Source organism: Nocardioides sp. P5_E3, from assembly GCF_054049275.1.
This window is the reverse complement of sequence record NZ_JBFUMR010000018.1, coordinates 13,085-37,346: the sequence shown is the minus strand read 5'-3', so window position 1 is coordinate 37,346 and position 24,262 is coordinate 13,085. Positions and strand designations below refer to the sequence as shown.

Below are 24,262 nucleotides of genomic sequence, written 5' to 3'. Positions count from 1 at the left end.
AGGTCGTGAGGAGAAGTTGACGACTCCGCCACCGGAGCAGCAGGCTGGGTGACACACCGGGAGCCGACGCTCGTCGGCATGAGCACCCCCACGCCCCGTCGCACGCGTCGCTGGATCGAGGACTGGCGCCCGGAGGACGCCGACTTCTGGGAGGGAGGCGGCCGCGCGGTCGCCCGCCGCAACCTGGTGTGGTCGATCTTCGCCGAGCACGTCGGCTTCTCGGTCTGGCTGATCTGGAGCGTCTCGTCGGCGTTCCTGCTCGCACAGGGCTTCGCGTTCACGCCTCAGCAGCTGTTCCTGCTCGTCGCGCTCCCCAACCTCGTCGGCTCGCTGCTGCGGCTGCCCTACACGTTCGCGGTGCCGAAGTTCGGCGGGCGCAACTGGACGATCGTCAGCGGCGCGATGCTGCTGGTGCCGACGCTGCTGTTCGCGTACGCCGTGCAGGACCCGACGACGCCCTACTGGGCGTTCTGCCTGATCGCCGCGACCGCGGGCGTCGGCGGCGGCAACTTCGCCTCGTCGATGGCCAACATCAACTTCTTCTACCCCTCCGATCGGAAGGGCGCGGCGCTCGGGCTCAACGCGGCCGGCGGCAACCTCGGGGTCTCGCTGATCCAGCTGCTGCTCCCCGTCATGGTCGGCGGTGCCGGCATCTTCGGTCTCGTGCAGGCGTCCGGTGGCGGCATCCACCTCGAGCGGGCGGCGTACGCCTATGCGGGCCTGGCACTGCTCGCGACGGCCGCCGCGTGGCTCTGGATGGACAACCTCGCCACCGTGACGTCGTCGCCGCGGGAGCAGATGCAGGTCGTGAAGCAGCGTCGGACGTGGCAGCTGTCGCTGCTCTACATCGGCACGTTCGGCTCGTTCATCGGCTACTCGGCTGCGATGCCGCTGCTGATCAGGCTCAACTTCTGGGTGCCGGAGCCCGCCCCGCTCGGCACCGGCATCTACTTCGCGTTCTACGCCTTCCTCGGCGCCGGTGTCGGCTCGCTCACCCGACCGCTCGGCGGGTGGCTGGCCGACCGGTGGGGCGGTGCACGGGTGACCCTGGCGTCGTTCGTCGCGATGGTCGTCTTCACCCTCGGCGTGCTGTGGACGGTCAACCAGCTCACCCCCAACCCGGGCGCCGACCCGGCCGTGGCGAGCGCCAACGCCGCCTGGTTCCCGCTGTTCCTCGGCTTCTTCCTCTGCATCTTCGCCGCCACCGGCGTCGGCAACGGCTCGGTCTACAAGATGATCCCCGCCCTGTGGAAGGCCTCGGCGGAGCGCCAGACCGCGCCGGGCACGCCGGATCGGGAGGCCGCCCTGACCTCGGCCACCCGGCAGTCGTCCTCCGCGCTCGGCGTAATCGGTGCAGTCGGTGCCGTGGGCGGCTTCCTCGTCCCGCTCGCCTTCGCCGCCCCCTGGGTCGGCGACCCGCTGACCGCGACGCGTGCCGCCTTCACGGTCTTCACCGCCTACTACCTCGGCTGCGCCGCACTCACCTGGGCGCTCTACCTGCGCCGACCGGTGCGGGCCCACGGGCTCGCGGCCGCGGAGATCTGATGACCCAGACACAGACCCACTGCCCCTACTGCTCCCTGCAGTGCGGGATGAAGCTGGCCGGCCGTCGCACGCCCGAGGTGTCGGCGTGGGAGGGGTTCCCCGTCAACCGCGGGGCGCTGTGCCGCAAGGGGTGGGCCGCGGCCGGGCTGTACGGCGGTCGCGAGCGGCTCACGTCGCCGCTGGTGCGCGACCGGGAGACCGGCGAGTGGTCGGCCGTCTCGTGGGACGACGCCCTGGACCGGGTCGCCGCCGGGATCCGCGCCGCCCAGGCGGCGGGCGGGCCGGACAAGGTCGCCGTCTTCGGCGGCGGCGGGCTCACCAACGAGAAGGCCTACTCCCTCGGCAAGTTCGCGCGGGTCGCGCTCGGCACCTCGCAGATCGACTACAACGGGCGCTGGTGCATGAGCTCGGCCGCCTCATCGGGGATCCGCGCGTTCGGCCTCGACCGCGGGCTGCCGTTCCCGCTCGCCGACGTCGAGGAGACCGACGTGCTGGTGCTCGTCGGCTCCAACCTCGTCGAGACGATGCCGCCGGCCGCCCGCCACCTCGACCGGCTGCGCGAGCGGGGCGGCAAGGTCGTCGTCATCGACCCGCGGCGTACGCCGACCGCGGACCGCGCCGACCTCCACCTCCAGCCGGTGCCGGGCACCGACCTCGCGCTCGCGCTGGGGGTGCTGCACCTGCTCGTCGCCGCCGGCGCGGTCGACCCGTCCTACCTCGCCGAGCGCACCACCGGGTGGGAGGACGTGCGCGATTCGGTCGCCTCCTGGTGGCCCGAGCGCGTCGAACGGGTCACCGGGATCGACGCCCACGAGGTGCGGGCGCTGGCGGCCATGCTGGTGCGCCCTCGCGTCATGGTGCTCACCGCGCGCGGGGCGGAGCAGCACTCGACCGGCTCGGACACCGTGCTCGCTTGGATCAACGTCGCCCTCGCGTTGGGCATGGTCGGCCGGCGCGGTGCGGGCTACGGCTGCCTGACCGGCCAGGGCAACGGCCAGGGCGGGCGTGAGCACGGGCAGAAGGCCGACCAGCTGCCCGGCTACCGCCGCATCGACGACCCGGCGGCCCGCGCGCACGTCGCCGGGGTGTGGGGCGTCGACCCCGACGCGCTGCCCGGCCCCGGGCGGTCGGCGTACGAGCTCCTCGACGCCCTCGGCACGCCCGACGGGCCGTCTGCGCTGCTGGTCCTCGGGTCGAACATCGTCGTCAGCGCGCCGCGAGCGACCCACGTGACCTCGCGGCTGGAGGCGCTGGACCTGCTCGTGGTGTGCGACGTCGTGATGTCGGAGACGGCGGCGCTGGCCGACGTCGTGCTTCCGGTGACGCAGTGGGCCGAGGAGACCGGGACGATGACCAACCTCGAGGGTCGGGTGGTCCTGCGGCAGCGCGCGATCACGCCGCCGTCGGGCGTGCGCTCGGACCTGGAGGTGCTCGCCGGGCTGGCCGAGCGGCTCAGCTCGCAGGCGTCGTTCCCGACCGACCCGGAGGAGGTCTTCGCCGAGCTCGGCCGTGCGTCGGCGGGCGGCCCGGCCGACTACTCGGCGATCACCTACGACCGGATCCGGGACGAGCAGGGCGTCTTCTGGGGCGGCGAGCGGCTCTTCGCCGAGTCCTTCGCGCACGCCGACGGCCTGGCCCGGATGTACGCCGTCGAGCACCGCGGAGCGGCCGAGCAGCCGTGCGCGGACTACCCGATCCACCTCACCACCGGCCGCGTGCTCGCGCAGTACCAGTCCGGCGCCCAGACCCGCCGCGTCCGCTCGCTGCCGGATGACGGGCCGTTCGTCGAGATGCACCCACTGCTCGCCGGACGCCTCGGCGTCGGGCAGGGCGACGCGGTGCGCGTCGCGACCCGGCGCGGCGAGATGACCGCCCCCGCGAAGGTGGTGCCGACGATCCGGCCCGACACCGTCTTCGTGCCGTTCCACTGGGTGGGGGCCAACCGGCTCACCAACGACGCCCTCGACCCGGCGTCCCGGATGCCGGAGTTCAAGGTGTGCGCCGCCCGCGTCTCGCCGGTCGCCGCCCATGCCTGAGCGGCCCCAGCGGATCGTCGTCGTCGGCGGTGGGATGGCCGCCGTCCGGCTGAGCGAGCACCTCGCCGAGGACGAGCGGTTCGCCGTCACGGTCCTCGCCGACGAGGCCAGCCCGCCGTACAACCGCATCCTGCTGTCGTCGGTGCTCGAGGGGACCCACGCGGCCGACGCGCTGACCCTGCGGTCCGCGGAGTGGTACGCCGACCACGGGATCGACCTGCGCCTCGGAGCCCGCGTGCTCGAGGTCGACCGGGAGGCCCGCGACGTCGTGCTCGTCGACGGGCAGCGGGTCGGCTTCGACCGGCTCGTCCTGGCCTGCGGCTCGATCCCCACCCTGCCGCCGATCCGCGGGCTGGTCCGCCGCGACGGCACCCTCGATCCGCGCGTCCACGCGTTCCGCACCCTCGACGACTGCCGCCGGCTGGACGAGGCCACCCGCACGCTGGTCGCCCCGCTGGTCGAGAGGCCGCCCGCGCCCAGGGCAGTCGTCGTCGGCGGCGGGCTGCTCGGCCTGCAGGTCGCGCGGGCACTGGCGGTGCGCGGGCTGCTCACCGAGGTCGTCGAGGGCGCCGACCACCTCCTCGCGAGCCAGGTCGGCTCCGGTGCGGGGGCCGTCCTCGCCCGGGACCTGCGACGGCTCGGGACCGAGGTCTACACCGGCGCCCGCGCCGTCCGGCTCACCGGCGACGGGCTGCAGCTCGACAACGGCCACGTCCTGCCCAGCGACCTCGTCGTCCTCACCGCCGGCGGCCGGCCGTCGACGGCGCTCGCCCGCCGCGCCGGCCTTATGGTCCGCCGCGGGGTGGTCGTCGACCACACCCTCACCAGCGTCACCGACGACCGGGTGCACGCCATCGGCGACTGCGCCGAGCACCGTCGTCGTACGACCGGCTTCGTCCCGCCCGCGTGGGAGCAGGCCGAGGTGCTCGCCCGGGTGCTGCGCGGCGAGGAGGCGACGTACGACGGCAGCCGGAGCGTCGCGCGCCTGCGCGCCACCGGCCTCGACGTCGCCGTGCTCGGCGACCCCGAGCGCGCGGAGGGCGAGGTCGTGGAGGTGACCAACCCGATCGCCGGCTCGCACCGCCGCCTCGTCGTGCACGGTGGGCGGATCGTCGCCGCGGCGCTCGTCGGCGACCTGTCCCGCGTCGGGCTCATCACCCAGCTCTACGACCGCGGGACCCTGCTCGGCCCCGACGAGCCCGGCCAGCTGCTCCTGCCCGAGGCGACGGACTCCCCGGCGCCGCTGCCCGACGAGGCGGAGGTCTGCGCGTGCGCCGGCGTGACGGCGGGCGAGGTCCGGGCCTGCGGGTCCGTCGGTGAGTGCGTCGACCGGACCCGGGCCACGACCGGCTGCGGCGGGTGCGCGGACGTCGTACGCCGCCTCGTCGAGGACAGCCCGACGCCGGTCGCGGTCGGCTGACAACTTCCCCGCACGTCGCTGCGTCCCACGGGGGTACCGGAGGAGGGTGCAGGTGAGCAGACGGGTCCTGGCTGGCGCGGCCGCGCTCGTCGTCGGCTTCCTCGGCGGCATGCAGCTGCACCAGGTCGTGGCGTCGGGCGACGAGCCGCGGCCGATGGTCCGCGCGATCGACCCGAGCGCGCACCGCGACGACGAGGTGGACGTCGAGGACTGTCCCCAGGCCGCGACGGCACCGCCCTACCCGGTCAACGAGAACGGCATGTCCTACGGCTCCGGCGCCGCCATCGACGCGGACGACCCGGGGCCGGACCTGATCGCCGCCTACGGCACCAACGGGAGGTGCGGTTTCGTCCGCGCCTCCGACCGGCAGCAGGACCTGCCGCCCAGCCCGGAGGAGGCACTGGCGTACATGGCCGACCTCGACCCGGACGGCCGGGACATCCCGCTCTACGCCCAGGACGGCGTCACCGTCATCGGCCGCTTCCACATCGGCCCGGGCAGGGGCTTGACCTCAGGTGCACCCGAGGCCCCACGATCGACCTCATGACCGATGCGATCGCCGTCCAGGAGCTCCGGATCACCCTGACCGTCGACGACTTCGACGCTGCCGTGCGCCTCTACCGCGACGCGCTCGGCCTGCCCGAGGTGGCCGACTGGAGCAGTGACCAGGGGCGGGTGCTGCTGCTCGACGCCGGGCGCGCGACCCTCGAGCTCTTCGACGAGGCGCAGGCCGCGATGGTCGACGACCTCGAGGTGGGGGAGCGGGTCTCGGGCAAGGTCCGCCTGGCCCTCCGGGTGCCGGCCGCCGACGCCGCTGCCTCGACCCTCGTGGCCGCCGGTGCCACGGCCGTCGCCCCCGCCGTGGACACCCCCTGGGGCGACCGCAACGCCCGCGTCGCCGCCCCCGACGGCATGCAGCTGACGCTGTTCACGCTGTCGGAGGAGTCCTGATCATCCAGAGGCCCGGGTCGGGCACGGGCTCGAAGCCGTGGCCCGCGTAGACCTCGTGGGCGTCCCTCGTCTTGAGCAGCGTGCGGCCGACGCCGAGCTCGTCGACACGCTGGGCGACCACGGCCACCAGCCGCTTACCCAGCCCGCGACCGCGGTGGTCGCGGTCGACGTACACGTCACAGAGCCAGGCGAAGGTGGCGTGGTCGGTGACGACCCGGGCGTACGCCACCTGCCGGCCGTCGTCGGTGAAGGCGCCGACGTTCAGCGAGTGCTCCGCTGCCGTGGCGACGGCCTCGCGGCTGCGCCCCAGGGACCAGTACGCGTCGGTGCTGAGCCAGTCGTGGACGAGGTCGAGGTCCATGGCGGCCAGGTCGGTGCGGATCGCGTAGTCGGTCACGCCCGCATCTTCGTCGATCGGGCTGGACCGGGCTTGAGCGGCGGTCGGCGCGGGCCGATCATGGTGAGATGGGCGACGTCGAGTTCGAGATCGAGCGCACGGTTGCGGCGCCGATCGACGACGTCTTCGCCCGCCTCGCCGACATCGAGGGACACAACGCGTGGGTGCCCGGGCGGGGCAGCATCCTGCGCGGGACGCGGCAGACGTCGCCCGGTCCGGTGACCGCCGGCACGACCTACGAGGACCGCACCCGGATGGGGACGATGCCGGGCGAGATCGCCGAGCTCGACGCCCCGAACCGGATCGTCTACCACTGGTGGGACCGCGGCTCGTCCGGGAAGACCAGGATGGAGGGCTGGCCCGGCTACACCCTCGAGGCCGTCGGCGAGCGGGAGACGCGCGTGCGCCACGACGTGCGGCTGCGGGCCAACGGCATCCGCGCGCTCGGAACGCCGGTGCTGCGGATCATCGCCCACCGTGAGCGGACGGCGACCATGGACGCGCTCGTACGCTCCTTCGCCTAGCGCCTCGTCGGGTGCGGTCGCCGCAGGGAGTCGGGCAGCAGCCCGGCGCCCGCACCGCGCTCGCCCTGGACGTCGTCGGGGTTGGAGAAGGCACAGGACCGCAGGCTCAGGCAGCCGCAGCCGATGCAGCCGTCGAGGCCGCTCTTGAGGCGCTGCAACGCCGCGATCTGCTCGTCGAGCCGACGGCCCCAGTGCCGGGAGATGCGCTGCCAGTCGGCCTTCGTGGGGGTGCGGTTGCCGGGCAGCCGGCCCAGCTCCTCGCGGATCTCCTCGATGGTGAGGCCGACGTTGGACGCCGCGCGGATGAAGGCCAGTCGCCGCAGCACGTTCCGCTCGAACCGTCGCTGGCCGCCGCCGGACCGGTGTGCCTCGATGAGCCCCTCGGCCTCGTAGTAGCGGATCGCCGACGCGGCGAAGCCGCTGCGCCGCGAGATCTCTCCCATCGGGAGCAGGTCCCGACCATCCATCTGTCACACACCCCTTGAACTCAAGTTCACTTCAACTTGAACCATGGTGTCATGACGACGAAGACGACGGTACGGGTGGCACTGGTCACCGGGGGATCGACTGGGCTGGGCCTGGCACTGAGCGCCGAGCTGGCGCGGCAGGGCTGGCAGGTGATCACGGACGGGCGCAGCGAGGAGAAGTTCAAGGGCGCAGCGCTGCCCGAGGCGGTGACGGTGGTCGTCGGCGACCTCACCGACGCGGACCACCGCGACCGCCTCCGGGCGGAGGTGGAGCGTCACGGCCGGCTCGACCTCCTGGTCCACAACGCGAGCACCCTCGGCCCGTTGCCGATGCGCGCGCTGGCCGAGGTCGACATCCCCGACCTGATGCAGGTCTGGCGGACCAACATCGGCGGCCCGTTGGTCCTCACGTCGGCCCTCCTTCCGTGGTTGCGCGAGGCGAACGGCGTGCTGTTGTCGATCAGCTCGGACGCGGCGGTCCAGCACTACGAGACGTGGGGGCTCTACGGCGCCAGCAAGGCGGCGCTCGACCACGTGACCCTGACCTACGGCGTGGAGACCGGGCTGCGGGCGTACGCCGTCGACCCCGGCGACATGCGGACGGCGATGCACCAGGACGCCTTCCCGGGCGAGGACATCTCGGACCGGCCGCTGCCGGAGACCGTCGTGCCGCACGTCCTGGCGCTGGTGGACGCGCGGCCGGAGTCGGGTCGGTACGTCGCTGCCGACCTCGGAGGTGTCCTCGGATGACCCTCCTGCACGAGACACCGCACACCCGCTTCACCGCGTCGTCCTTCGCGCCGCAGCCGGCAGAGGACCGCGGCCTCGCGCGTGACGAGGTGCGACTCCTGGTGGCCACACCGGACGGCCTGTCGCACGGACGCTTCCGCGACCTGCCCGACCACCTGCGCGCTGGCGACGTGCTGGTCGTCAACACGTCGGCCACGGTCGCCGCCGAGGTCGACGCCGACCTCGACGGGCGCCCGGTGGTGGTCCACGTTGCGCACCGCCTCGACGACGGTGACGCCGTCGTCGAGCTGCGGACCGCGCCCGACGCGGCCCGGGCGCTGCTGACGGCGAGCACCGGCGAGGTGGTGCGGATCGGCGACGTACGCCTGGTCCTCCGCGAGCCGTGGCCCGGCGGGGCCTCGTCCCCGACGGGCACCGGCAACCGGCTGTGGCGCGCGTCGGTGCGCGGCGACCTCGACCGCCAGCTCGACTGGAACGGCCGCCCCATCGCCTACGGCTACCTCGACCGTCGCTACCCGCTCGATGACTACCAGACCGTCTTCGGGACGCGGCCCGGGAGCGCGGAGATGGCCTCGGCTGCGCGCCCGTTCACCCACGAGCTCGTCACCCGGCTGGTCACCGCGGGCGTCCAGCTCGCGCCCGTCACGCTGCACACCGGGGTGTCGTCGCAGGAGGCTGGGGAGGCGCCCGGGCCGGAGTGGTTCGAGGTGACTCCCACGACCGCGAGGGTGCTCAACCAGGCGCGAGCCAACGGCGGGCGCGTCGTCGCCGTCGGGACCACGGCGACCCGTGCGGTCGAGTCCACCGTGCGCGGGTCGAGCGTCGTCGCGGGCCGCGGGTGGACGGACCGGGTCGTCACGCCCGCCACCCCGCCCCGGGTCGTGGACGGCCTCGTCACGGGCTGGCACGACCCGATGGCGTCGCACCTCCTGCTCGTCGAGGCGGTCGCCGGCGCGCGCCTCACGCAGGCGGCGTACGACGCTGCAGTCGCGGAGGGCTACCTCTGGCACGAGTTCGGCGACTCGGCACTGCTGCTGCGCAGGTGAGTCCCCGCGGCCTCCGAAATTCAGGCGAAACTGTGGGTCCCGCACCGGTGCATCGTCCTAGATTGGACAGATGATTCTCGGGTCGCACCGCGCGTCTGCCGACCTCGGCACGCTCGAGCCGGGGACGCACCTGTGCGCGCTCGAGCCCGACGCGGCCATGCTCGACCGGGTCGCGGCGACCTTCGTCGGCCAGGGCCTCGCCGCTGGCGACCAGCTCCTCTACATCGCGTCCGAGGACCAGGTCGACGGGCTCGTCCGGAGCCTGTCGCGGCACCTCGACGCAGGGCAGGCCCTCGCCACCGGGCAGCTCCTGTCCAGCTCGTTCGAGGGGGCCTACGGCCCATCGGGTCCCGTCGACCTCGACGTCGTCGCCGACGGGTTCCGGCTCGCGGCGCACCAGGCGCAGAAGTGCGGGTTCCCCGGCCTCCGGGTGGCCGCGCGGATGGACGACCTGGCCGGGCTGCTCGGCTCCATGGACGAGGTGCTGGCCTGGGAGCGGAAGGCCACCGACCTGCAGCGCGACCTCCAGGTCAGCTCGGTCTGCCTCTACGACACCCACCGGCTCGAGGCGGGGCAGGGCGCCACGCTGGCTCGCGAGCACGACGGGATGGCGCCCGACATCGACGTCGCCCCGATCGCCACCTTCCTTGCGGTCGACGATCCCTGGGGCGTGCAGGTGCGGGGCGAGGTCGACGTGTCCAACCGGCACCTCCTGCACCGCCTGGTGCTCTCGCGGGCCGCCGTGATGCCTCGGCTCCGTCTGGACCTCGAGGGCGTGACGTTCGCCGACGCGGGCACGGTCGCCCGTCTCCATTCCATCGCCGCCGCGCTCCCTGAGGGAGGCCATCTCGTGCTGGCGCGCGTACCGTCCGTCGTACGCCGTGTCCTGGACGCCACCGGACTTGGGCACGAAAGATTGAGGCTCGAGCCATGACCCTGCCAGCCACGCACACGAGCCTCCTCTACGAGAGCGACCGTCACTACGCGTCGGAGGCCGGGAGCTTCGTGCGGGACGGCCTCGAGCAGGGGCACCGCGCCCTGGTCATGGCGCCGCCGTCGCGCTTGGAGCTGCTGCACACCGAGCTCGGTGGCGATGCGGCCGAGGTCACGTTCGTCGAGGACGACGTCGCCTACGCGCCGCAGTGGAAGGCCTACCGCGTCCTTCTCGACTTCGCGGCCGCTGCGCCGGAGGTCCGCTCCTGCGTGATCGCCGAGCAGACCCTCGCGAGACGCTCATCTGCCGAGCTCGTCGACTACCGCCGGCTCGAGGCCGCGATCAACGTGGTGTTCGCCGAGCAGGCGGTCGACCTCCTGTGCCCCTACGACGCGGGTCGGCTGCCGTCGGACCTCCTCGACATCGCACGGCACTCCCACAACGGCCTGCGGGTCGGGGGAAGCGTGTCCCCGAACCCCGCCTTCGCGGATCCGATGGGCGTCCTGGCCGGCCTGTCCTACGTGGCGCCGCCGCCCGTGGGCGCCACCACCCTCGAGTGCTCCCGCCACTCCGACGTCGCGGTGACCCGGCGGACGGTCCGCGCGCATCACGCCGAGATCGGGCTCGACCCTGACCTGGCCGCCGACGTCGAGCTCGCGGTCTCCGAGGTCCTGACCAACGCCCTCCTGCACGGCTCGCCGCCCACTCGCGTCCACCTCTACGAGGAGGCCGACATGTGGGTGTGCCACGTCCAGGACGGCGGCGGCCTGCCGGTCGACCTCCTCGCGGGCGTCCTACCACCCACCGAGCCGTCCGACCACGGCTACGGGCTGTGGCTCGCGCGCCAGCTCGTCGCGGCCGTCGACGTCGGCAGCGACCTCACCGGCACGCACGTGCGGCTGCACGTGCGCATGCCCGGCTGACCCGGCCTGAGTCGCCTTCAGCCAGTCGGAGCGCGTCGGGGCAGGCGCACCGCCACGACCGTGTGCCCCGGCTCCGAACGGACGTCGATGGCCCCGCCGTGCCGCTCGACGACGATCCGCCGGGAGATGTCGAGGCCGAGGCCCGTCCCCTTCCCGACCTCCTTGGTCGTGAAGAACGGCTCGAAGGCGTGGGCGGCGACCTCGTCGGTCATGCCCGCCCCGGTGTCGCAGACCTCGACCACGACGTGGTGCTCGTCCGCGTAGGTGCGCAGGGTGAGGGTGCCGGATCCGTCCATCGCGTCGACGGCGTTGTCCACGAGGTTGGTCCACACCTGGTTGAGCTCACCGGGGTTGGCCGTGACGGCCGGCACGGAGTCGTCGTAGTCGCGCACGACCGTGACACCGCCACGCAGCTTGTGACCGAGCATGACCAGGGTGCTCTCCAGGCCGTCGACGACGCGGACGTCCTGGACGGCGGCGCGGTCGAGCTGGGAGTAGGACTTCACGGCCGACACGAGGTCGGAGATGCGCCGGGTGGCGTCCTGCGCCTCCGCGATGAGCACGGCGGTCGTCACGGAGCTCGCCACCCACTCGAGGCCGGCCTGGAGGGCGGTGCCCGGCAGGGCGGATGCCGCGCGGTCGAGCCACGCCGGCGAGACGCCCGCCGCGGCCAACGCCGGGGCGATCACCCAGTCGCGGTCGACGGCGTGGTCGCCGAGCCAGTCGAGGAGCGACTCCTCGAGGTCGGCGAGGGCGACCCCTGTGGGCGCGGACGGGACGTCGATCGAGCGGCGCAGCTCGTCGAGGGCGACGAACTGGGACGCCGAGATCCCCTCGCCCGCGAGCTGCTGGAGGGAGGCGAACACGTCGTCGCTCGACTGCTGGAGCGCGCCGACGGAACGGACCGCCGCCGAGGCTGGGTTGTTGATCTCGTGGGCGAGACCGGCCGCAAGGGTGCCCAGCGCGACGAGCGCCTCGCGCTGGCGGGCGTTGTGCTCGATGCGTCGGGCCGTGCCGATCAGGCCGCGCAGCAGGTGGACGGCGAAGGGGAACCAGTCCTCGCCGATACGGGCCAGCTCGGGCGCCGTCAGCCGGAAGACGCGCGACGCCTCGAGCACGCGCGCCGACCCCATGTAGATGCCGTGCTCGTCCCACGCGCGGAAGCCCCCGGCCCACTGCCCGGCGGTCTCCATGGTCGCCATCACCGCCTCGTCGTGGCCGATGCGGCGCACGAGGTCGATGCGACCGGACAGGAGCACCCACCAGTCGTCGGCCGGGCGGCCCTCGTCGAAGAGGTGCGCCCCCGGCTCGTACGTCTCCTCGGTGCCCGCCGCTGCCAGCTCCGCCACCTGCGCGTCGGTGAAGCCCGCGAGGATCGAGACCGCACGCAGCTCGTCGGCCAGCGTCATGTCGTCGCCAGGTAGCGGTGGACGAGGTAGACCGACATCGCTCCCTCGCCGACGGCCGACGCGACCCGCTTCATCGAGTCACGGCGTACGTCACCGGCGGCGAACACGCCGGGCACGCTGGTCTCCAGCGCGAAGGGGCCGCGCTCCAGCGGCCAGCCGTCGTCGGCCGGGAGATCGGGGCCGGTCAGCACGAAGCCCCGGTCGTCGCGGGAGACGACCTCGCCCAGCCAGTCGGTGCGCGGAGCCGCCCCGATGAAGACGAACACCCAGCCGGTCTCGACCTCCTCGACGCGCCCTGCGGCGCGGTCGCACAGCGTGATCGCCTCGAGGTGCCCGTCGCCGCGGGCACTGACGACCTCGGTCTGCAGCCGCACCTCGATCGTGGGCGCGGCCAGGATCCGGCCGATGAGGTACTGCGACATGGATGCCTCGAGGGAGTCGCCGCGCACCACCAGCACGACGCGCGCCGCGTAGCGGGCGAAGTTGAGCGCCGCCTGCCCGGCGGAGTTGGCCGCACCCACGACGTAGACGTCCTCGCCGGCCGTCTGCACCGCCTCGCTCGCGCTGGCGCCGTAGTAGAGCCCGCGCCCGACGACCTCGTCCAGCCCGGGAGCGCCCAGCCGCCGGTAGGACACGCCACTGGCGACCAGCACCGCGCGGGCCTCGATGTCCGCCGAACCGTCCAGGAGCACCGCGCGCACCGGGCCGCGCGTCTCGAACCCGAGGACGTCGCGCGCCAGCACCATCTCGGCGCCGAAGCGCCTCGCCTGGGCGACCGCCCGGTGGGTGAGGTCCGCCCCGGACAGCCCCTTGGGGAAGCCGAGGTAGTTCTCGATGGACGCGCTCTGCCCGGCCTGGCCGCCGGGTGCGTCGCGCTCGACGACCACGGTCGCGAGCCCCTCGCTGGCGGCGTACACCGCTGCGGCGAGGCCGGCGGGTCCGGCGCCGACGATGCAGAGGTCGTAGAGGGGCCGCTCCGCACGCGTGCGCAGCCCGAGCGCACCGGCGAGCTCGACCATCGTGGGGGAGCGCAGCGCCACACCGTCGGGCAGCGCGACGACGGGGAGGTCGTCGGCACCCGCCTGCGCGAGCTCGAGCAGCCGGGTCGCCTCGTCCGCGGACCCCGCGTCACCGACCTCGAGCCAGCGGTAGGGCACGTGGTTGTGGGTGAGGAAGGTCTTCACGTCCACGGTCCGCTCGGACCACCGGTGCCCGACGACACGCACCTCGGAGTCGCGGTCGGGGTGGTCGTTGGCCCAGTCGCGGAGCAGCTCGTCGAGCACGGGGTAGAGCCGGTCCTCGGGCGGGTCCCACGGCTTCATCAGGTAGTAGTCGAGCGCGATGTCGTTGATCGCGCGGATCGCGACGTCGGTGTCGGCGTACGCCGTCAGGAGCAGCAGCTTGGAGTCGGGGGACTGCTGCCGCACCTCCCGCAGCACCTCGATGCCCGTCATCCCCGGCATCCGCTGGTCGGACACGACCGCGGCGACCGGACGGTCCTTCAACAGCTGGTCGGCGAGGATCTCGAGCGCCTCCTGCCCCGACGTGGCCCGCAGGACCCGGTAGTCCTGGCCGTAGCGCTGGCGGAGGTCGCGCACGACGGCGGCGACCACGGCCGCGTCGTCGTCGACCGCGAGGATGGCGGGCTTCGCCATCGGCACCTCCCCGTTCGTTGCCGTCCCCGGACGCTACTGCCGTCCGCGCGGCGCACACAGGTGGTCAAGACCAGCTCACGTCGTCGCCGAGTCCCACCTTCGGCGCAAGTCCCGGTAGGCTAGGTGGTGTTGAAGGGACGGCTCCACGTCGCCCAGGCCGCGCACCACGCGCGACCCGTATCTTGTTTCCCTGGTTTTCGGTTCGCTGGACATCAGCACGGATGGATGTCTTCAGCAGCTCGGCGGCAGGTCGCCGCCGACAGAGAACAAAGGAACAGATCATGGCTCAGGGCACCGTCAAGTGGTTCAACGCTGACAAGGGCTTCGGCTTCATCGCGCAGGACGGCGGCGGCGAGGACGTCTTCGTGCACTTCTCCGCGATCCAGTCCGGCGGCTTCAAGTCCCTCGACGAGAACCAGAAGGTCGAGTTCGACGTGACGCAGGGCCCCAAGGGCCCGCAGGCCGAGAACGTCAAGGTCGTCTGACGCACCCCGAGGAGCCCCGACCGCCCTGCGGTCGGGGCTCCTCGCGCGTCCGGCCCCGGCTCGTCCCTGGGGGTGGACGACGTCGCCCCCGATCTGGGGCAGGCTCTGCAGCGTGAGCTCGTCGACGGAGCGGCGCGAAGCCGCTCGCACCCTGTCCCTCGTCTGGGTCGTCCTCGTCCTCGGCGTCCTGGCCACCGGCTGGCTGCTGACCGGACCGCTGGCCTCGGTGGTCGACCCCTGGGACGACGGCGTCGTGCGCTGGCTCGAGGACCACCGCACGCCCGGCCTCGACACGGCAGCCGCCGCAGGCAGCGCGATCGCGGACACGATCGTGGGTGTCTCCCTCGCCGCGGTGGTGGGTCTGGCCGGCTCGTGGTGGCAACGCTCGTGGCGTCCACTCGTCTACTTCACGGTGCTCGTCGGGGGCTACCTCGCCCTCTACGTCATCGTCACGCATCTCGTCCCGCGCGACCGCCCGCCGGTGGAGATCCTCGACCCCGGGCTGGTGCCGGACCACAGCTACCCGTCCGGGCACATGGCGACCTCCATCCTCGTCTACGGCGGCATCGTGCTGTGGGTGTCCGCGGTCGCGCCCCGCTGGCGCCGGTGGACCTGGCCGCTGCTCCTTGCCCCTCTGGTCGTCGCCCCGTCGCGGCTCTACCAGGGTGCCCACCACCCGACCGACGTGATGGTCAGCCTGGTCGCCGCGACCGTCTGGCTCCTGGTGGTGGCGCGCGTGCTCCTCCCGGGGGAGGCGCGCGAGGAGCGTCAGGACCGCGCTGTCATGGTGGAGACATGACCTCTCCGATCGTCGTCGTGACCGGTGCCAACGGACTCGTGGGCAGCCACGTCGTGTCCGCGTTGGGTGAGCGCGGGGCGACCGTCCGCGCCGTCGTACGCCGAGTGGGCACCGCGCCGCAGCACCCCGCCGTCGAGGAGCACGTCGGCGACTTCGCCGACCCGGTCTTCGCGGCGACCGTGGTGGCCGGCGCCGACGCCCTCGTCACCACCGTCCACCCGCTCGGCAGCGGACGCGACGACCAGCGCCGGGTCGGGCTCGACGGCACCCTGGCCATCGCCGAGGCTGCGGTCGACGCCGGCGTGCCCCTGCTCGTGCACGTCTCGACCGCCGGCGTCTACGACCGCAGCCCGGAGGTTGGCGACGTCGACGAGTCCGCGGCTCTCGTGCCCGACGGCTCGTCGGCCTACGGCGTGGTGAAGCGCGACGTCGACGCCGCGCTGGCGCGGACGGAGGGCACGACCCGGGTGCTGCTGCGACCGCCGGCCATCCTCGGCCCGGGCGCCACCTCGGTGTGGAACACCGTCCGCCCCGCGCAGATGAGGGACGACGAGGGCGAGCGGCACGCCAACCCCGACCAGACCTTCGCGTGGGTGCACGTCGACGACCTGGCGAGCATCGCCGCCGACCTCGCCACCGGCGCCATCGCGACGGCCGCCGACCCGGAAGCGGGTCCGGTCGCGGGCGGCTGCACGCCGGTCAACGTCGCCAGCGGGCCGGCCACGCAGCGCGACTACCTGGGCGCCGTCACCGAGGCGCTCGGTGTCGAGCCGACCTGGGACGAGGGGCCGGCGTGGAGCGGGCAGATCCTCGCCGAGCGTGCACAACGCTGGGGCTGGACGCCGGGCGTCGACCTCGCCACGGCGCTCGAGGAGCTGAAGGCCGGCCTGCGGGGCTGAACGCCGCGGCGTAGCCCGCCGCCCGCCTGCTCGTTGGTGTCTGTGACCCCCGTCGCAGGAGAGATGCCATGCCCACGCTGCTGCACCGACCCACCGCCCGACTCCTCGCCGCCGCCGTCGCCGGCCTGCTCACGGCCGCGACCGCACCGCTCGTCGGCACGCCGGCAGCTGCGGCAGGCGCGGTCACCACGACCGACGGCTGCCTGCAGAGCGTCCCGGACCCGGACACCACGGCGCCGGTCGACATCTGCTTCACGCTCTTCCGGCCGGCGGGCGCCACGAAGGACCGTCCGGTGCCGATGGTGCTGCACAGCCACGGCTGGGGCGGGAGTCGTACGACGGATCCCGGAGCGTTCGCCTACCTGACGGACGCCGGGTTCGGCGTGCTGAGCTTCGACCAGCGCGGCTTCGGCGAGAGCGGCGGCAAGGCGCACATCGAGAACCCCGACGTGGAGGGCAAGGACGTCCAGGCGGTCGTCGACCTCGTCGCCGCCCAGCCGTGGGTGCAGAAGCAGCGGCCGGGCGACCCGGTGCTCGGCGCGATCGGCGGGTCCTACGGCGGCGGCTACCAGTTCGTCGGGGCGCTCAGCGAGGTCCGCGACCGCGGGGCGACCCGCTTCGACGCGCTGGTCCCCGAGATCACCTGGTTCAGCCTGACCGAGAGCCTGTTCCCGCAGGGCGTGCCGCGCACGGAGTGGGCGGCGGCGCTGACCGCGGCCGCGCTGCCGACCGATGCCCTCCCGCCGAAGGTGGTGCAGGGCTTCGTCGAGGCAGCCGCGACCGGCAACGTGCCGACGTACCTCCACGACTTCCTCGACCGCAACGGCCCCGAGTGGCACCTGCGGCAGGGCCGGCGGCTCGACGTGCCGGTGCTGTTCGGCCAGGGCGCGACCGACAACCTCTTCCCCCTCGACCAGGGGCTGAAGAACTTCGGCCGGGTCCTCACCGAGAAGGCGCGCTCGCGGAGCATCTTCGTCGGCTACAACGGCGGGCACACCCTGCCGGCCGTGCTGCCGGCCGGGACCAACCTCGACATCCCGCTGGCGACCGCCGACGCGTGCTCCACGACCTTGGGCAGCCCGGACTTCGCCGACCTCGGCCTCCGGTTCCTGCAGCAGAACCTCCAGGGCAGGCGCACCGGGCTCACCGGCTTCGGCCGCTACCACCTGACCACCGCGGCCGGCGACCGCTGCGTCAGCGTCCCCGCGGTCGCGCCCACCACCTCCGTCGAGCTCGGCGAGGTCGTCACCACGGTCGGCGCCGGTGCCCCGCTCGCCTACCCGATCGCGCAGGGCCCGCTCACGATCGCCGGGTCGCCCACCCTCGACGCCCGGCTCACCGCCCTCGGCGTCGACAACCGCGCCTTCCTCGGGCTGTCCGTCGGGACCAGCCCCCTCGACGCACGGGTCGTGCAGAACAACATGCTGCCGATCCGTGAGAACGGCATCGCGATCGACAAGCCCCGGCGGGGTGTCGAGCTCCCGTCGGTCGCCGTCGACGTGCCCGCCGGGCAGACCCTCTTCCTGACCGTCGCGCCCGTCTCCGACATGTCGGTCGGCTTCGGCAGCCGGGTGGTCGGCGCGATGCGGATGAAGGACGTGGTCGTCCACCTGCCGGTCACGAGCCGCTGAGGGTTCCTCAGAAGTCCGTGGTCCCGCGCAGCCGCCGCGGCCGGCCGTCGGGGTCGTAGGCGTAGCGGTAGGCCGGCCGGGCCCACAGCGTCGTGCGACGTGGGACCGGGGGTGGCTCGTGCACCTGGACCCGGCTCCCGGGAGCGCCGACGCGCGAGGCCCACAGGTCGACCGGGTCGTCGAGGTCGGCGAGCCGCGGGTCGTCGTCGGGCAGGCCGAGGTGCTCGGCCCACAGGGAGGTGCGCAGCTCGCGCGGCAGCTCGCCGTCCGGGTCGACCACCGCGCAGGTGAGCTCGGAGTCGTGCGTCCACGAGCGGAGGTTGAGGTTGTCCGAGCCGATCGTCATCCACTCGTCGTCGACGATGCAGACCTTGGCGTGCACGTAGATCGGCGTGCCCTCTGCGTTGTGGAGGTCGAACATCGTGAAGCGGTCGCCGCCGGCCTCCTTGAGCCGCTCCCACGCGACGCGCTGGCCGTGATTTATCGGTGGGCCGCCGACGCGGGTGTCCTCCTCCGGGTGGCGCGGCACGACCGCGATCACCTGCAGCCCCGGCTCGCGGCGCAGCGCGTCGGCGAGCGTGGTGGCCACGAGGTCGGACCAGAAGTACTGGTCCTCGACGTAGACCAGCCTGCTCGCCCTGCTGAAGGCGCGTGAGTAGGCGCGCGCGATCGACCGCTCGCCGTCGGGTGCGAACGGGTAGCGGGGTCGCTTGAAGGGGTAGGTCCGCAGGATCTGGACCTGGTGCCGACCGGCCTCCGGCGGCGGGTCCCAGCGCTCGGGAAGCCGCTCGGGGCGGCGCGGCATCCGCGCGACGCGGTGCGCGACGGCGCGGTAGGGGTTGCGGTGGTCGAGCGGGGTCGCGTCGTCCCACCGCTCGGTGAAGGTGTCGAGCACGTGCGCCACCGCCGGTCCGCGGATCTCGGCCATCGCGTCGTGCCAGGGTGGGGAGTCGCCGTACCTGTCGTCGAGCGGCGGTGCCTGCGGGTCACCCGCGTGGTCGGCGTCGTCGCGCCGGCCGTGGCACAGGTCGATGCCGCCGACGAACGCCACGTCCTCCTCGGGGCGGCCCTTGCGGCGCACGACGAGGAGCTTCTGGTGGTGCGAGCCGCCCTTGCGCACGCGCTCGTCGAGCAGCGCCTCGCCGCCGCACTCGTTGATGATCCGGCCGAGGTGGCTGTTCTCCTCCCCGTTGAGCCGGCCCGGGTGCGAGCGCCACATCAGCGCCCGCACCTCGACGTCGCGCGCGGCCGCGCCACGGAGCAGCTCGGCAACGGTCGGTCCGTCCTCGGTGAGCCGCTCGTCGGAGTCGCCGCGCCAGTCGGTGAAGTAGATGCGGTCGCCGGCCGTGGTCGCCCCGACCAGCTCGACGAGGCGGGCGAAGTAGGTGGCGCCGTGCACACGGGGGACCACCAGGTTGCCGGAGGTCCAGGGACGCTCCGTCTCCGGCAGGAACCACTCGCTCATCCCCTCAGGTTCCCAGCCCGTGGCGTTCCAGTCACCGTCTCGGTCACCGTGCGAGGCTCGGGGCGTGCCCGACCGTGCCCTCTCGACCGACACCCTCGGTGCCTGGCTGGTCAAGGCCACCGGCGCGACGCCCTCGACCCGGGAGCACCTGCGCGCCGGCTTCGCGGGCGTGGAGACCTGGTGCGTGCGGCCGACCTACCGCACCGACCTCGTCGCCCCTGGGCAGCCGGTGCTGCTCTGGGTGAGCGGCTCCGAGCCCGGCCTCCCCGCCGGCATCCACGCCCACGGCCGGACCACCGGCCCGGCCCGCGACGGCGTGATGCCGGTCGTCCTGGTCCCGCTCGACCAGCCGCTCCTGCGCTCGGAGCTCGTCGGCCACCCGGACCTCGCCGCGCTGGAGGTGCTGCGGATGCCGGCCGGCAGCAATCCGTCGTACGTCACCCCCGGGCAGCTCGAGGTGCTCGTCGGCATGTGCGAGGAGCTCGCCCGGCCTTTGTGAGGTCGCAGGCGTCGCGATCTCCGCCGGCCACGTGGTCGAGCCCGACGCAGGCGCGACCCGCCTGACCTTGACCGTCACCATCGCCGGGCCGATTGGCCGGGTCGGGTGGCTCATGACGAAGGAGCTGACGAAGCGCTATGTCGAGACAGAGGCCGCCTCGGTCAAGCGGGCGGCGGAGGAGGAGGGCCCAGGCTAGGTCGATGTTGGGGGAACTGAATTGACGTCAATTCAGTCCGCCCGGGGGTCCCGCGCGCGGACCGGTCCGCGTGAGGTCGTGCCGCCCAGTTTTCACAGCCGAAACATTCCGCGCAGCCCCCGACAACATCGCCTTCCTACCGTCCTCGGCATGACCAAGCGCCAGCGGATCGTCGTCGTCGGGCACGGCATGGTGGGCCACCGGTTCGCCCAGGCCGCCGTCGAGCGCGGCCTCACCGAGACCCACGACGTCCTCGTCCTCGGCGAGGAGCCGCGCGCGGCCTACGACCGGGTCGCCCTCACGAGCTGGTTCGGCTCCGGCTCCGACGCCCTGTCGCTGCTGCCGGGCGGGGAGTACGACGACCCGCGCGTGCGGCTGGCGCTCGACAGCGTCGTGACCGAGATCGACCGCGTGGCGCGGACGGTCACCGTCGTGTCGCCGCCGTCGGCTGCGGACGACCTCCTGGCGAACCCGGGCGCCGTGACCGTCCACGAGTACGACGTGCTGGTGCTCGCCACGGGTGCGGCGCCGTTCGTCCCGCCGGTCGAGGGCCGCGGCAAGGACGGCTGCTTCGTCTACCGCACCATCGAGGACCTCGAGGCGATCCGGGCAGCCAGTGCCACGGCGACCAGCGGTGTGGTGATCGGCGGCGGGCTGCTCGGCCTGGAGGCGGCCAACGCGCTCGTCCAGCTCGGCCTCGACACCCACGTCGTCGAGATGGCACCGCGGCTGATGCCGGTGCAGCTGGACGGCGCCGCGGGCGCCACGCTCGTGCGGCACATCGAGCGCCTCGGCGTCTCCGTGCACACCGGGGTGGTGACCGAGGCCATCCTCGGACAGCACAGCGAGGGCGGGTCGTCCGTCACCGGGCTCCGGCTGCGGCAGGCCGGCACGGAGGAGGGCGCGCCCACCGAGGTCGTCGACGCCCAGGTCGTGGTCTTCTCCGCCGGCATCCGGCCGCGCGACGCCCTGGCCCGCGAGTGCGACCTCGACGTGGCCCCGCGCGGCGGCGTGCTGGTCGACGAGCAGTGCCGCACCGCCGACCCGCACGTCTTCGCGATCGGCGAGTGCGCGGCGCCCGGCGGCACGATGTACGGCCTGGTCGCCCCGGGCTACGCGATGGCGGAGGTGGTCGTCGACGCGCTCCTCGACGGCCCCGGCGCCTTCACCGGCGCCGACATGTCGACCAAGCTCAAGCTCCTCGGCATCGACGTGGCGAGCTTCGGTGACGCGTTCGCGACGACCGACGGCGCGCTCGAGCTGACCTACGCCGACGCGGTCGCCGGCGTCTACAAGAAGCTCGTCGTGAGCGACGACGGTCGGCGGCTGCTCGGCGGGATCCTCGTGGGCGACGCGTCGGCGTACGGCGTGCTGCGGCCGATGGTCAGCAGCGGGCTCGCGCTGCCCGACAACCCCGAGCAGCTGATCCTGCCCGCCAGCAGCGGCGTGCAGCTCGGCATGCCGGACGAGGCGCAGGTCTGCTCGTGCAACGACGTGACGAAGGCCGACATCCTCCACGCGGTCACCGAGCAGGACTGCGAGACCGTGGCGGACGTCAAGCAGTGCACGCGGGCGGGCTCGACCTGCGGCTCGTGCGTGGCGACGGTGAAGAACGTCATCGAGGACCACTTCGCGAGCGTCGGCAAGGTCGTCGACAAGGGCCTGTGCGAGCACTTCCGGCTCACCCGGCAGGAGCTCTTCGACGTCGTCGCGGTGCACGGCTACCGGCGCTTCGACGACATCGTCGCCGCCCACGGCACCGGCCGCGGCTGCGACGTCTGCAAGCCCGCGATCGCCAGCATCCTGGCCAGCCAGACCAGCACCCACATCCTCGAGCCGGCGACCGCCGAGCTGCAGGACACCAACGACGCCTATCTCGCGAACATCCAGCGCAACGGCACCTACTCCGTCGTCCCGCGCATCCCCGGCGGCGAGATCACCCCCGACAAGCTCATCGTGATCGGCGAGGTGGCGCGCGACTACGGGCTCTACACGAAGATCACCGGCGGACAGCGCATCGACCTCTTCGGCGCCCGGATGGAGCAGCTGCCCGAGATCTGGCGGCGGCTGGTCGAGGCGGGCTTCGAGTCGGGGCACGCCTACGGCAAGTCGCTGCGCACGGTGAAGTCGTGCGTCGGGTCGACCTGGTGCCGCTTCGGCGTGCAGGACTCGGTGGGGCTCGCGATCGCGCTGGAGCTGCGCTACCGCGGCCTCCGCAGCCCCCACAAGCTCAAGGGCGGCGTCAGCGGCTGCGCCCGGGAGTGCGCCGAGGCGCGCGGCAAGGACTTCGGCGTGATCGCGACGGAGAAGGGGTGGAACCTCTACGTCGGCGGCAACGGAGGTGCGACGCCGGCCCACGCCAAGCTGCTCGCGGGCGACCTGTCGACCGAGACGCTGGTCTCCTACCTCGACCGCTTCCTCATGTACTACGTCCGCACTGCCGACCGGCTCCAGCGCACCTCGACCTGGATCGACCAGCTCGACGGCGGCCTCGACCGGGTGCGGTCCGTCGTCGTCGACGACTCGCTCGGCCTCGGCGCGGAGCTGGAGGCGGAGATGGCGCGCCACGTCGGCGGCTACGAGGACGAGTGGCGCGCCACCCTCGAGGACCCGAGCAAGCTCGCCCGGTTCGTGACGTTCGTCAACGCGCCGGACACCCCCGACCCGTCCATCGCCTTCACGACCGAGCGCGACCAGATCCAGCCGATCGCCCCGGCCCTCATCCCCGTGGGAGCACCCGCATGAGCGCCGTCGCCGTCTCACTGACCCCGGTGTGCGCGGTCGACGCGATCCCGCTCGAGGGCGGTGTCGCCGCCCTGGTCGACGGCTCGGCCGTGGCGGTCTTCCGCTCCTTCGACGGGGAGGTGTTCGCGCTCTCCAACGTCGACCCCTTCAGCGGGGCGTCGGTGCTCTCCCGCGGCATCGTCGGCACCCGCGGCGACGCAGCGGTGGTGAGCTCGCCGATGTACAAGCAGGCCTTCGACCTCCGCACCGGCGCCTGCCTCGACGACGCGGCGGTGCGGGTGACGGCGTACGACATCGCGGTGGTCGACGGCGTCGCGCACGTCGGGCCTGCCCGGGAGGTCGTGTGAGCCTTCCTCTCTCGGGGTTCCGGATCGGGGTCACGGCTGCCCGCAAGGCCGAGGAGCAGGTGACCCTGCTGCAGCGCCGCGGCGCCACGGTCGAGTGGGCGGCGGCGCTGTCGCTCGAGCCCAACCACGTCGACCTCGGCGAGCTGCTGGCCGCGACCAAGGAGGTCATCCTCGGTCCGGTCGACCTGTTCCTCGCGACCACCGGCATCGGCATGAAGACCTGGCTCTCGGCGGCCACCGACGCCGGGTTGTACGACGACCTGGTCGCTGCGCTCGGCTCGGCGGAGATCCTGGCCCGCGGCCCGAAGAGCGTCGGCGTGCTGCGGGCCAACGGCCTGCGCGAGCTGTGGGCGCCGGAGTCGGAGTGCTTCGAGGACGTGCTCGCCCACCTCCGCGGCCGCGACCTGACCGGCAAGCGGATCGTCGTGCAGGAGCACGGCCAGTCGCTGTCGATGGCGGCCCACGCTCTCCGTCGGCAGGGGGCGTCGGTGGTGACGGTGCCGATCTACCGGGTGGCGTCGGCGGACGACCCGTCGCCGATGTTCCACCTGATCGACCTGATCGCCGACCGCGAGCTCGACGCGGTCACCTTCACCTCGGCGCCCGCGGTCGCCGCGCTGATGGAGGCCGCGTTCTCGGTCGGCCGCCGCGACGACGTGATCAGCGCCTTCCAGTCCGACGTCGTCGCGTCCTGCGTCGGCCCGGTCACCGCGGCCGCGTTCGAGATGTGGGGCGTCCCGACGATCGTCCCCGACCGCTCCCGCCTGGCCGGGATGGTCAAGCAGCTGGAGACCGAGCTCCCGACGCGGCGGGACGGGATCGACGTACGTCTTGCGGACGGGCGGACCCTCATCGTCCACACCGACTCGCTGCTGCTGGACGGGGTGCCGGTCGAGCTGTCACCCGCGCCGCTGTCGGTGCTCCTGTCGCTCCTCGTGAACCCCGGCCACGTGGTGTCGCGCCGGGCCCTGCTGGCCGCGCTGCCGTCCGGCCAGGCCGGGTCCGAGCATGCCGTCGAGATGGCGGTCGCCCGACTGCGCGCGGCGATCGGGACGAAGGCCGTGCTCACGGTGGTCAAGCGGGGTTACCGGCTCGCGGTGGGGTGACCGTGCGGGTGGTCCCCCCGGTAGTGAGCCGAC

General features: G+C 73.3%; 24 protein-coding genes. 19 read left to right on the top strand and 5 right to left on the bottom strand.

Going from position 1 to position 24,262, the window contains the following annotated elements:
• Positions 1-78 precede the first annotated feature (78 nt).
• The 5 genes from ACXJKB_RS12950 to ACXJKB_RS12930 are packed head-to-tail and all read left to right on the top strand — an operon-like array spanning position 79 to position 5,952.
• Positions 79-1,545, top strand: a complete 1,467-nt coding sequence (locus tag ACXJKB_RS12950) for an MFS transporter (protein ID WP_457188946.1) — start codon at positions 79-81, stop codon at positions 1,543-1,545.
• Complete coding sequence (locus ACXJKB_RS12945; RefSeq protein ID WP_457188945.1) at positions 1,545-3,581, top strand: molybdopterin oxidoreductase family protein; 2,037 nt, start codon at positions 1,545-1,547, stop codon at positions 3,579-3,581. Before ACXJKB_RS12950 ends, ACXJKB_RS12945 begins: the two co-directional genes overlap by 1 nt.
• Positions 3,574-5,001, top strand: a complete 1,428-nt coding sequence (locus ACXJKB_RS12940) for an FAD-dependent oxidoreductase (protein ID WP_457188943.1) — start codon at positions 3,574-3,576, stop codon at positions 4,999-5,001. The genes ACXJKB_RS12945 and ACXJKB_RS12940 overlap by 8 nt, the downstream gene beginning before the upstream one ends.
• Before the next feature lie 52 nt (positions 5,002-5,053).
• The gene (locus ACXJKB_RS12935) at positions 5,054-5,548 is read left to right on the top strand and encodes a hypothetical protein (RefSeq protein ID WP_457188941.1); all 495 of its coding nucleotides are present in this window, start codon (positions 5,054-5,056) and stop codon (positions 5,546-5,548) included.
• On the top strand, positions 5,545-5,952 hold the full coding sequence (locus ACXJKB_RS12930) for a VOC family protein (protein ID WP_457188939.1): 408 nt from the start codon (positions 5,545-5,547) through the stop codon (positions 5,950-5,952). Before ACXJKB_RS12935 ends, ACXJKB_RS12930 begins: the two co-directional genes overlap by 4 nt.
• On the opposite strand, the gene ACXJKB_RS12925 is transcribed toward ACXJKB_RS12930, so the two are convergent.
• Positions 5,930-6,349 (bottom strand): GNAT family N-acetyltransferase, encoded by a 420-nt coding sequence (locus ACXJKB_RS12925; protein WP_457188937.1) that lies wholly within the window; start codon positions 6,347-6,349, stop codon positions 5,930-5,932. The genes ACXJKB_RS12930 and ACXJKB_RS12925 overlap by 23 nt on opposite strands.
• A gap of 68 nt (positions 6,350-6,417) precedes the next feature.
• On the opposite strand from ACXJKB_RS12925, the gene ACXJKB_RS12920 reads away from it, so the two are divergent.
• Positions 6,418-6,873, top strand: coding sequence for an SRPBCC family protein (locus ACXJKB_RS12920; RefSeq protein WP_457188935.1), 456 nt, complete (start codon positions 6,418-6,420; stop codon positions 6,871-6,873).
• Here the strand turns inward: ACXJKB_RS12920 and soxR are convergent.
• Positions 6,870-7,340, bottom strand: coding sequence for a redox-sensitive transcriptional activator SoxR (gene soxR / locus ACXJKB_RS12915; RefSeq protein ID WP_457188933.1), 471 nt, complete (start codon positions 7,338-7,340; stop codon positions 6,870-6,872). The two genes, ACXJKB_RS12920 and soxR, sit on opposite strands and share 4 nt — an antisense overlap.
• Positions 7,341-7,391: 51 nt before the next feature.
• Here soxR and ACXJKB_RS12910 point away from each other — a divergent pair, with 51 nt between their 5' ends.
• The 4 genes from ACXJKB_RS12910 (at position 7,392) to ACXJKB_RS12895 (ending at position 10,993) form a co-directional block, all read left to right on the top strand.
• On the top strand, positions 7,392-8,090 hold the full coding sequence (locus ACXJKB_RS12910) for an SDR family NAD(P)-dependent oxidoreductase (protein WP_457188931.1): 699 nt from the start codon (positions 7,392-7,394) through the stop codon (positions 8,088-8,090).
• A complete protein-coding gene (locus tag ACXJKB_RS12905; protein WP_457188929.1) occupies positions 8,087-9,136 on the top strand; it encodes an S-adenosylmethionine:tRNA ribosyltransferase-isomerase in 1,050 nt (349 codons plus the stop codon). The genes ACXJKB_RS12910 and ACXJKB_RS12905 overlap by 4 nt, the downstream gene beginning before the upstream one ends.
• Positions 9,137-9,206: 70 nt before the next feature.
• On the top strand, positions 9,207-10,070 hold the full coding sequence (locus tag ACXJKB_RS12900) for an MEDS domain-containing protein (RefSeq protein ID WP_457188927.1): 864 nt from the start codon (positions 9,207-9,209) through the stop codon (positions 10,068-10,070).
• Positions 10,067-10,993: an anti-sigma factor RsbA family regulatory protein gene (locus tag ACXJKB_RS12895; protein WP_457188925.1), complete on the top strand. Its 927-nt coding sequence runs from the start codon at positions 10,067-10,069 to the stop codon at positions 10,991-10,993. The genes ACXJKB_RS12900 and ACXJKB_RS12895 overlap by 4 nt, the downstream gene beginning before the upstream one ends.
• Before the next feature lie 17 nt (positions 10,994-11,010).
• On the opposite strand, the gene ACXJKB_RS12890 is transcribed toward ACXJKB_RS12895, so the two are convergent.
• Together ACXJKB_RS12890 and ACXJKB_RS12885 are read right to left on the bottom strand one after the other, a co-directional pair.
• Positions 11,011-12,402, bottom strand: a complete 1,392-nt coding sequence (locus tag ACXJKB_RS12890; RefSeq protein WP_457188923.1) for a sensor histidine kinase — start codon at positions 12,400-12,402, stop codon at positions 11,011-11,013.
• Entirely contained in the window at positions 12,399-14,057 is a 1,659-nt protein-coding gene (locus ACXJKB_RS12885) for an FAD-dependent oxidoreductase (RefSeq protein ID WP_457188921.1), read from the bottom strand. Before ACXJKB_RS12885 ends, ACXJKB_RS12890 begins: the two co-directional genes overlap by 4 nt.
• Positions 14,058-14,338: 281 nt before the next feature.
• Between ACXJKB_RS12885 and ACXJKB_RS12880 the strand changes: the two genes are divergently transcribed.
• The 4 genes from ACXJKB_RS12880 to ACXJKB_RS12865 all read left to right on the top strand — a co-directional run bounded on the left by ACXJKB_RS12880 (position 14,339) and on the right by ACXJKB_RS12865 (position 17,871).
• Complete coding sequence (locus ACXJKB_RS12880) at positions 14,339-14,542, top strand: cold-shock protein (protein ID WP_191194187.1); 204 nt, start codon at positions 14,339-14,341, stop codon at positions 14,540-14,542.
• A 112-nt stretch (positions 14,543-14,654) separates the two neighbouring features.
• Entirely contained in the window at positions 14,655-15,341 is a 687-nt protein-coding gene (locus tag ACXJKB_RS12875; protein ID WP_457188919.1) for a phosphatase PAP2 family protein, read from the top strand.
• Positions 15,338-16,240: an NAD-dependent epimerase/dehydratase family protein gene (locus tag ACXJKB_RS12870; RefSeq protein WP_457188917.1), complete on the top strand. Its 903-nt coding sequence runs from the start codon at positions 15,338-15,340 to the stop codon at positions 16,238-16,240. The genes ACXJKB_RS12875 and ACXJKB_RS12870 overlap by 4 nt, the downstream gene beginning before the upstream one ends.
• A 68-nt stretch (positions 16,241-16,308) precedes the next feature.
• Positions 16,309-17,871 carry an alpha/beta hydrolase gene (locus ACXJKB_RS12865; protein ID WP_457188915.1) on the top strand — a complete coding sequence of 521 codons (1,563 nt, stop codon included), beginning with the start codon at positions 16,309-16,311 and terminating at the stop codon, positions 17,869-17,871.
• A 7-nt stretch (positions 17,872-17,878) separates the two neighbouring features.
• Here the strand turns inward: ACXJKB_RS12865 and ACXJKB_RS12860 are convergent, their stop codons facing one another.
• Positions 17,879-19,336, bottom strand: coding sequence for a phospholipase D family protein (locus tag ACXJKB_RS12860; protein WP_457188913.1), 1,458 nt, complete (start codon positions 19,334-19,336; stop codon positions 17,879-17,881).
• 64 nt (positions 19,337-19,400) lie between these two features.
• On the opposite strand from ACXJKB_RS12860, the gene ACXJKB_RS12855 reads away from it, so the two are divergent.
• The 5 genes from ACXJKB_RS12855 (at position 19,401) to ACXJKB_RS12835 (ending at position 24,229) form a co-directional block, all read left to right on the top strand.
• A complete protein-coding gene (locus ACXJKB_RS12855) occupies positions 19,401-19,835 on the top strand; it encodes a hypothetical protein (protein ID WP_457188911.1) in 435 nt (144 codons plus the stop codon).
• Positions 19,836-19,866: 31 nt separating this feature from the next.
• Positions 19,867-20,031, top strand: a complete 165-nt coding sequence (locus ACXJKB_RS12850; protein ID WP_457188909.1) for a hypothetical protein — start codon at positions 19,867-19,869, stop codon at positions 20,029-20,031.
• 150 nt (positions 20,032-20,181) lie between these two features.
• Complete coding sequence (gene nirB, locus ACXJKB_RS12845) at positions 20,182-22,776, top strand: nitrite reductase large subunit NirB (RefSeq protein WP_457188907.1); 2,595 nt, start codon at positions 20,182-20,184, stop codon at positions 22,774-22,776.
• A complete protein-coding gene (gene nirD / locus ACXJKB_RS12840; RefSeq protein ID WP_457188905.1) occupies positions 22,773-23,123 on the top strand; it encodes a nitrite reductase small subunit NirD in 351 nt (116 codons plus the stop codon). Before nirB ends, nirD begins: the two co-directional genes overlap by 4 nt.
• Positions 23,120-24,229, top strand: a complete 1,110-nt coding sequence (locus ACXJKB_RS12835; RefSeq protein WP_457188903.1) for a uroporphyrinogen-III synthase — start codon at positions 23,120-23,122, stop codon at positions 24,227-24,229. Before nirD ends, ACXJKB_RS12835 begins: the two co-directional genes overlap by 4 nt.
• The last annotated feature ends 33 nt before the right edge of the window (positions 24,230-24,262 follow it).

Bases quoted from the DNA above. Each gene is read 5' to 3' on its own strand.
- ACXJKB_RS12950 (WP_457188946.1), top strand. From the start codon at position 79: ATGAGCACCCCCACGCCCCGTCGCACGCGTCGCTGGATCGAGGACTGG.
- ACXJKB_RS12945 (WP_457188945.1), top strand. From the start codon at position 1,545: ATGACCCAGACACAGACCCACTGCCCCTACTGCTCCCTGCAGTGCGGG.
- ACXJKB_RS12940 (WP_457188943.1), top strand. From the start codon at position 3,574: ATGCCTGAGCGGCCCCAGCGGATCGTCGTCGTCGGCGGTGGGATGGCC.
- ACXJKB_RS12930 (WP_457188939.1), top strand. From the start codon at position 5,545: ATGACCGATGCGATCGCCGTCCAGGAGCTCCGGATCACCCTGACCGTC.
- ACXJKB_RS12920 (WP_457188935.1), top strand. From the start codon at position 6,418: ATGGGCGACGTCGAGTTCGAGATCGAGCGCACGGTTGCGGCGCCGATC.
- soxR (WP_457188933.1), bottom strand. From the start codon at position 7,340: ATGGATGGTCGGGACCTGCTCCCGATGGGAGAGATCTCGCGGCGCAGC.
- ACXJKB_RS12910 (WP_457188931.1), top strand. From the start codon at position 7,392: ATGACGACGAAGACGACGGTACGGGTGGCACTGGTCACCGGGGGATCG.
- ACXJKB_RS12905 (WP_457188929.1), top strand. From the start codon at position 8,087: ATGACCCTCCTGCACGAGACACCGCACACCCGCTTCACCGCGTCGTCC.
- ACXJKB_RS12900 (WP_457188927.1), top strand. From the start codon at position 9,207: ATGATTCTCGGGTCGCACCGCGCGTCTGCCGACCTCGGCACGCTCGAG.
- ACXJKB_RS12895 (WP_457188925.1), top strand. From the start codon at position 10,067: ATGACCCTGCCAGCCACGCACACGAGCCTCCTCTACGAGAGCGACCGT.
- ACXJKB_RS12890 (WP_457188923.1), bottom strand. From the start codon at position 12,402: ATGACGCTGGCCGACGAGCTGCGTGCGGTCTCGATCCTCGCGGGCTTC.
- ACXJKB_RS12885 (WP_457188921.1), bottom strand. From the start codon at position 14,057: ATGGCGAAGCCCGCCATCCTCGCGGTCGACGACGACGCGGCCGTGGTC.
- ACXJKB_RS12880 (WP_191194187.1), top strand. From the start codon at position 14,339: ATGGCTCAGGGCACCGTCAAGTGGTTCAACGCTGACAAGGGCTTCGGC.
- ACXJKB_RS12870 (WP_457188917.1), top strand. From the start codon at position 15,338: ATGACCTCTCCGATCGTCGTCGTGACCGGTGCCAACGGACTCGTGGGC.
- ACXJKB_RS12865 (WP_457188915.1), top strand. From the start codon at position 16,309: ATGCCCACGCTGCTGCACCGACCCACCGCCCGACTCCTCGCCGCCGCC.
- ACXJKB_RS12860 (WP_457188913.1), bottom strand. From the start codon at position 19,336: ATGAGCGAGTGGTTCCTGCCGGAGACGGAGCGTCCCTGGACCTCCGGC.
- nirB (WP_457188907.1), top strand. From the start codon at position 20,182: ATGACCAAGCGCCAGCGGATCGTCGTCGTCGGGCACGGCATGGTGGGC.
- nirD (WP_457188905.1), top strand. From the start codon at position 22,773: ATGAGCGCCGTCGCCGTCTCACTGACCCCGGTGTGCGCGGTCGACGCG.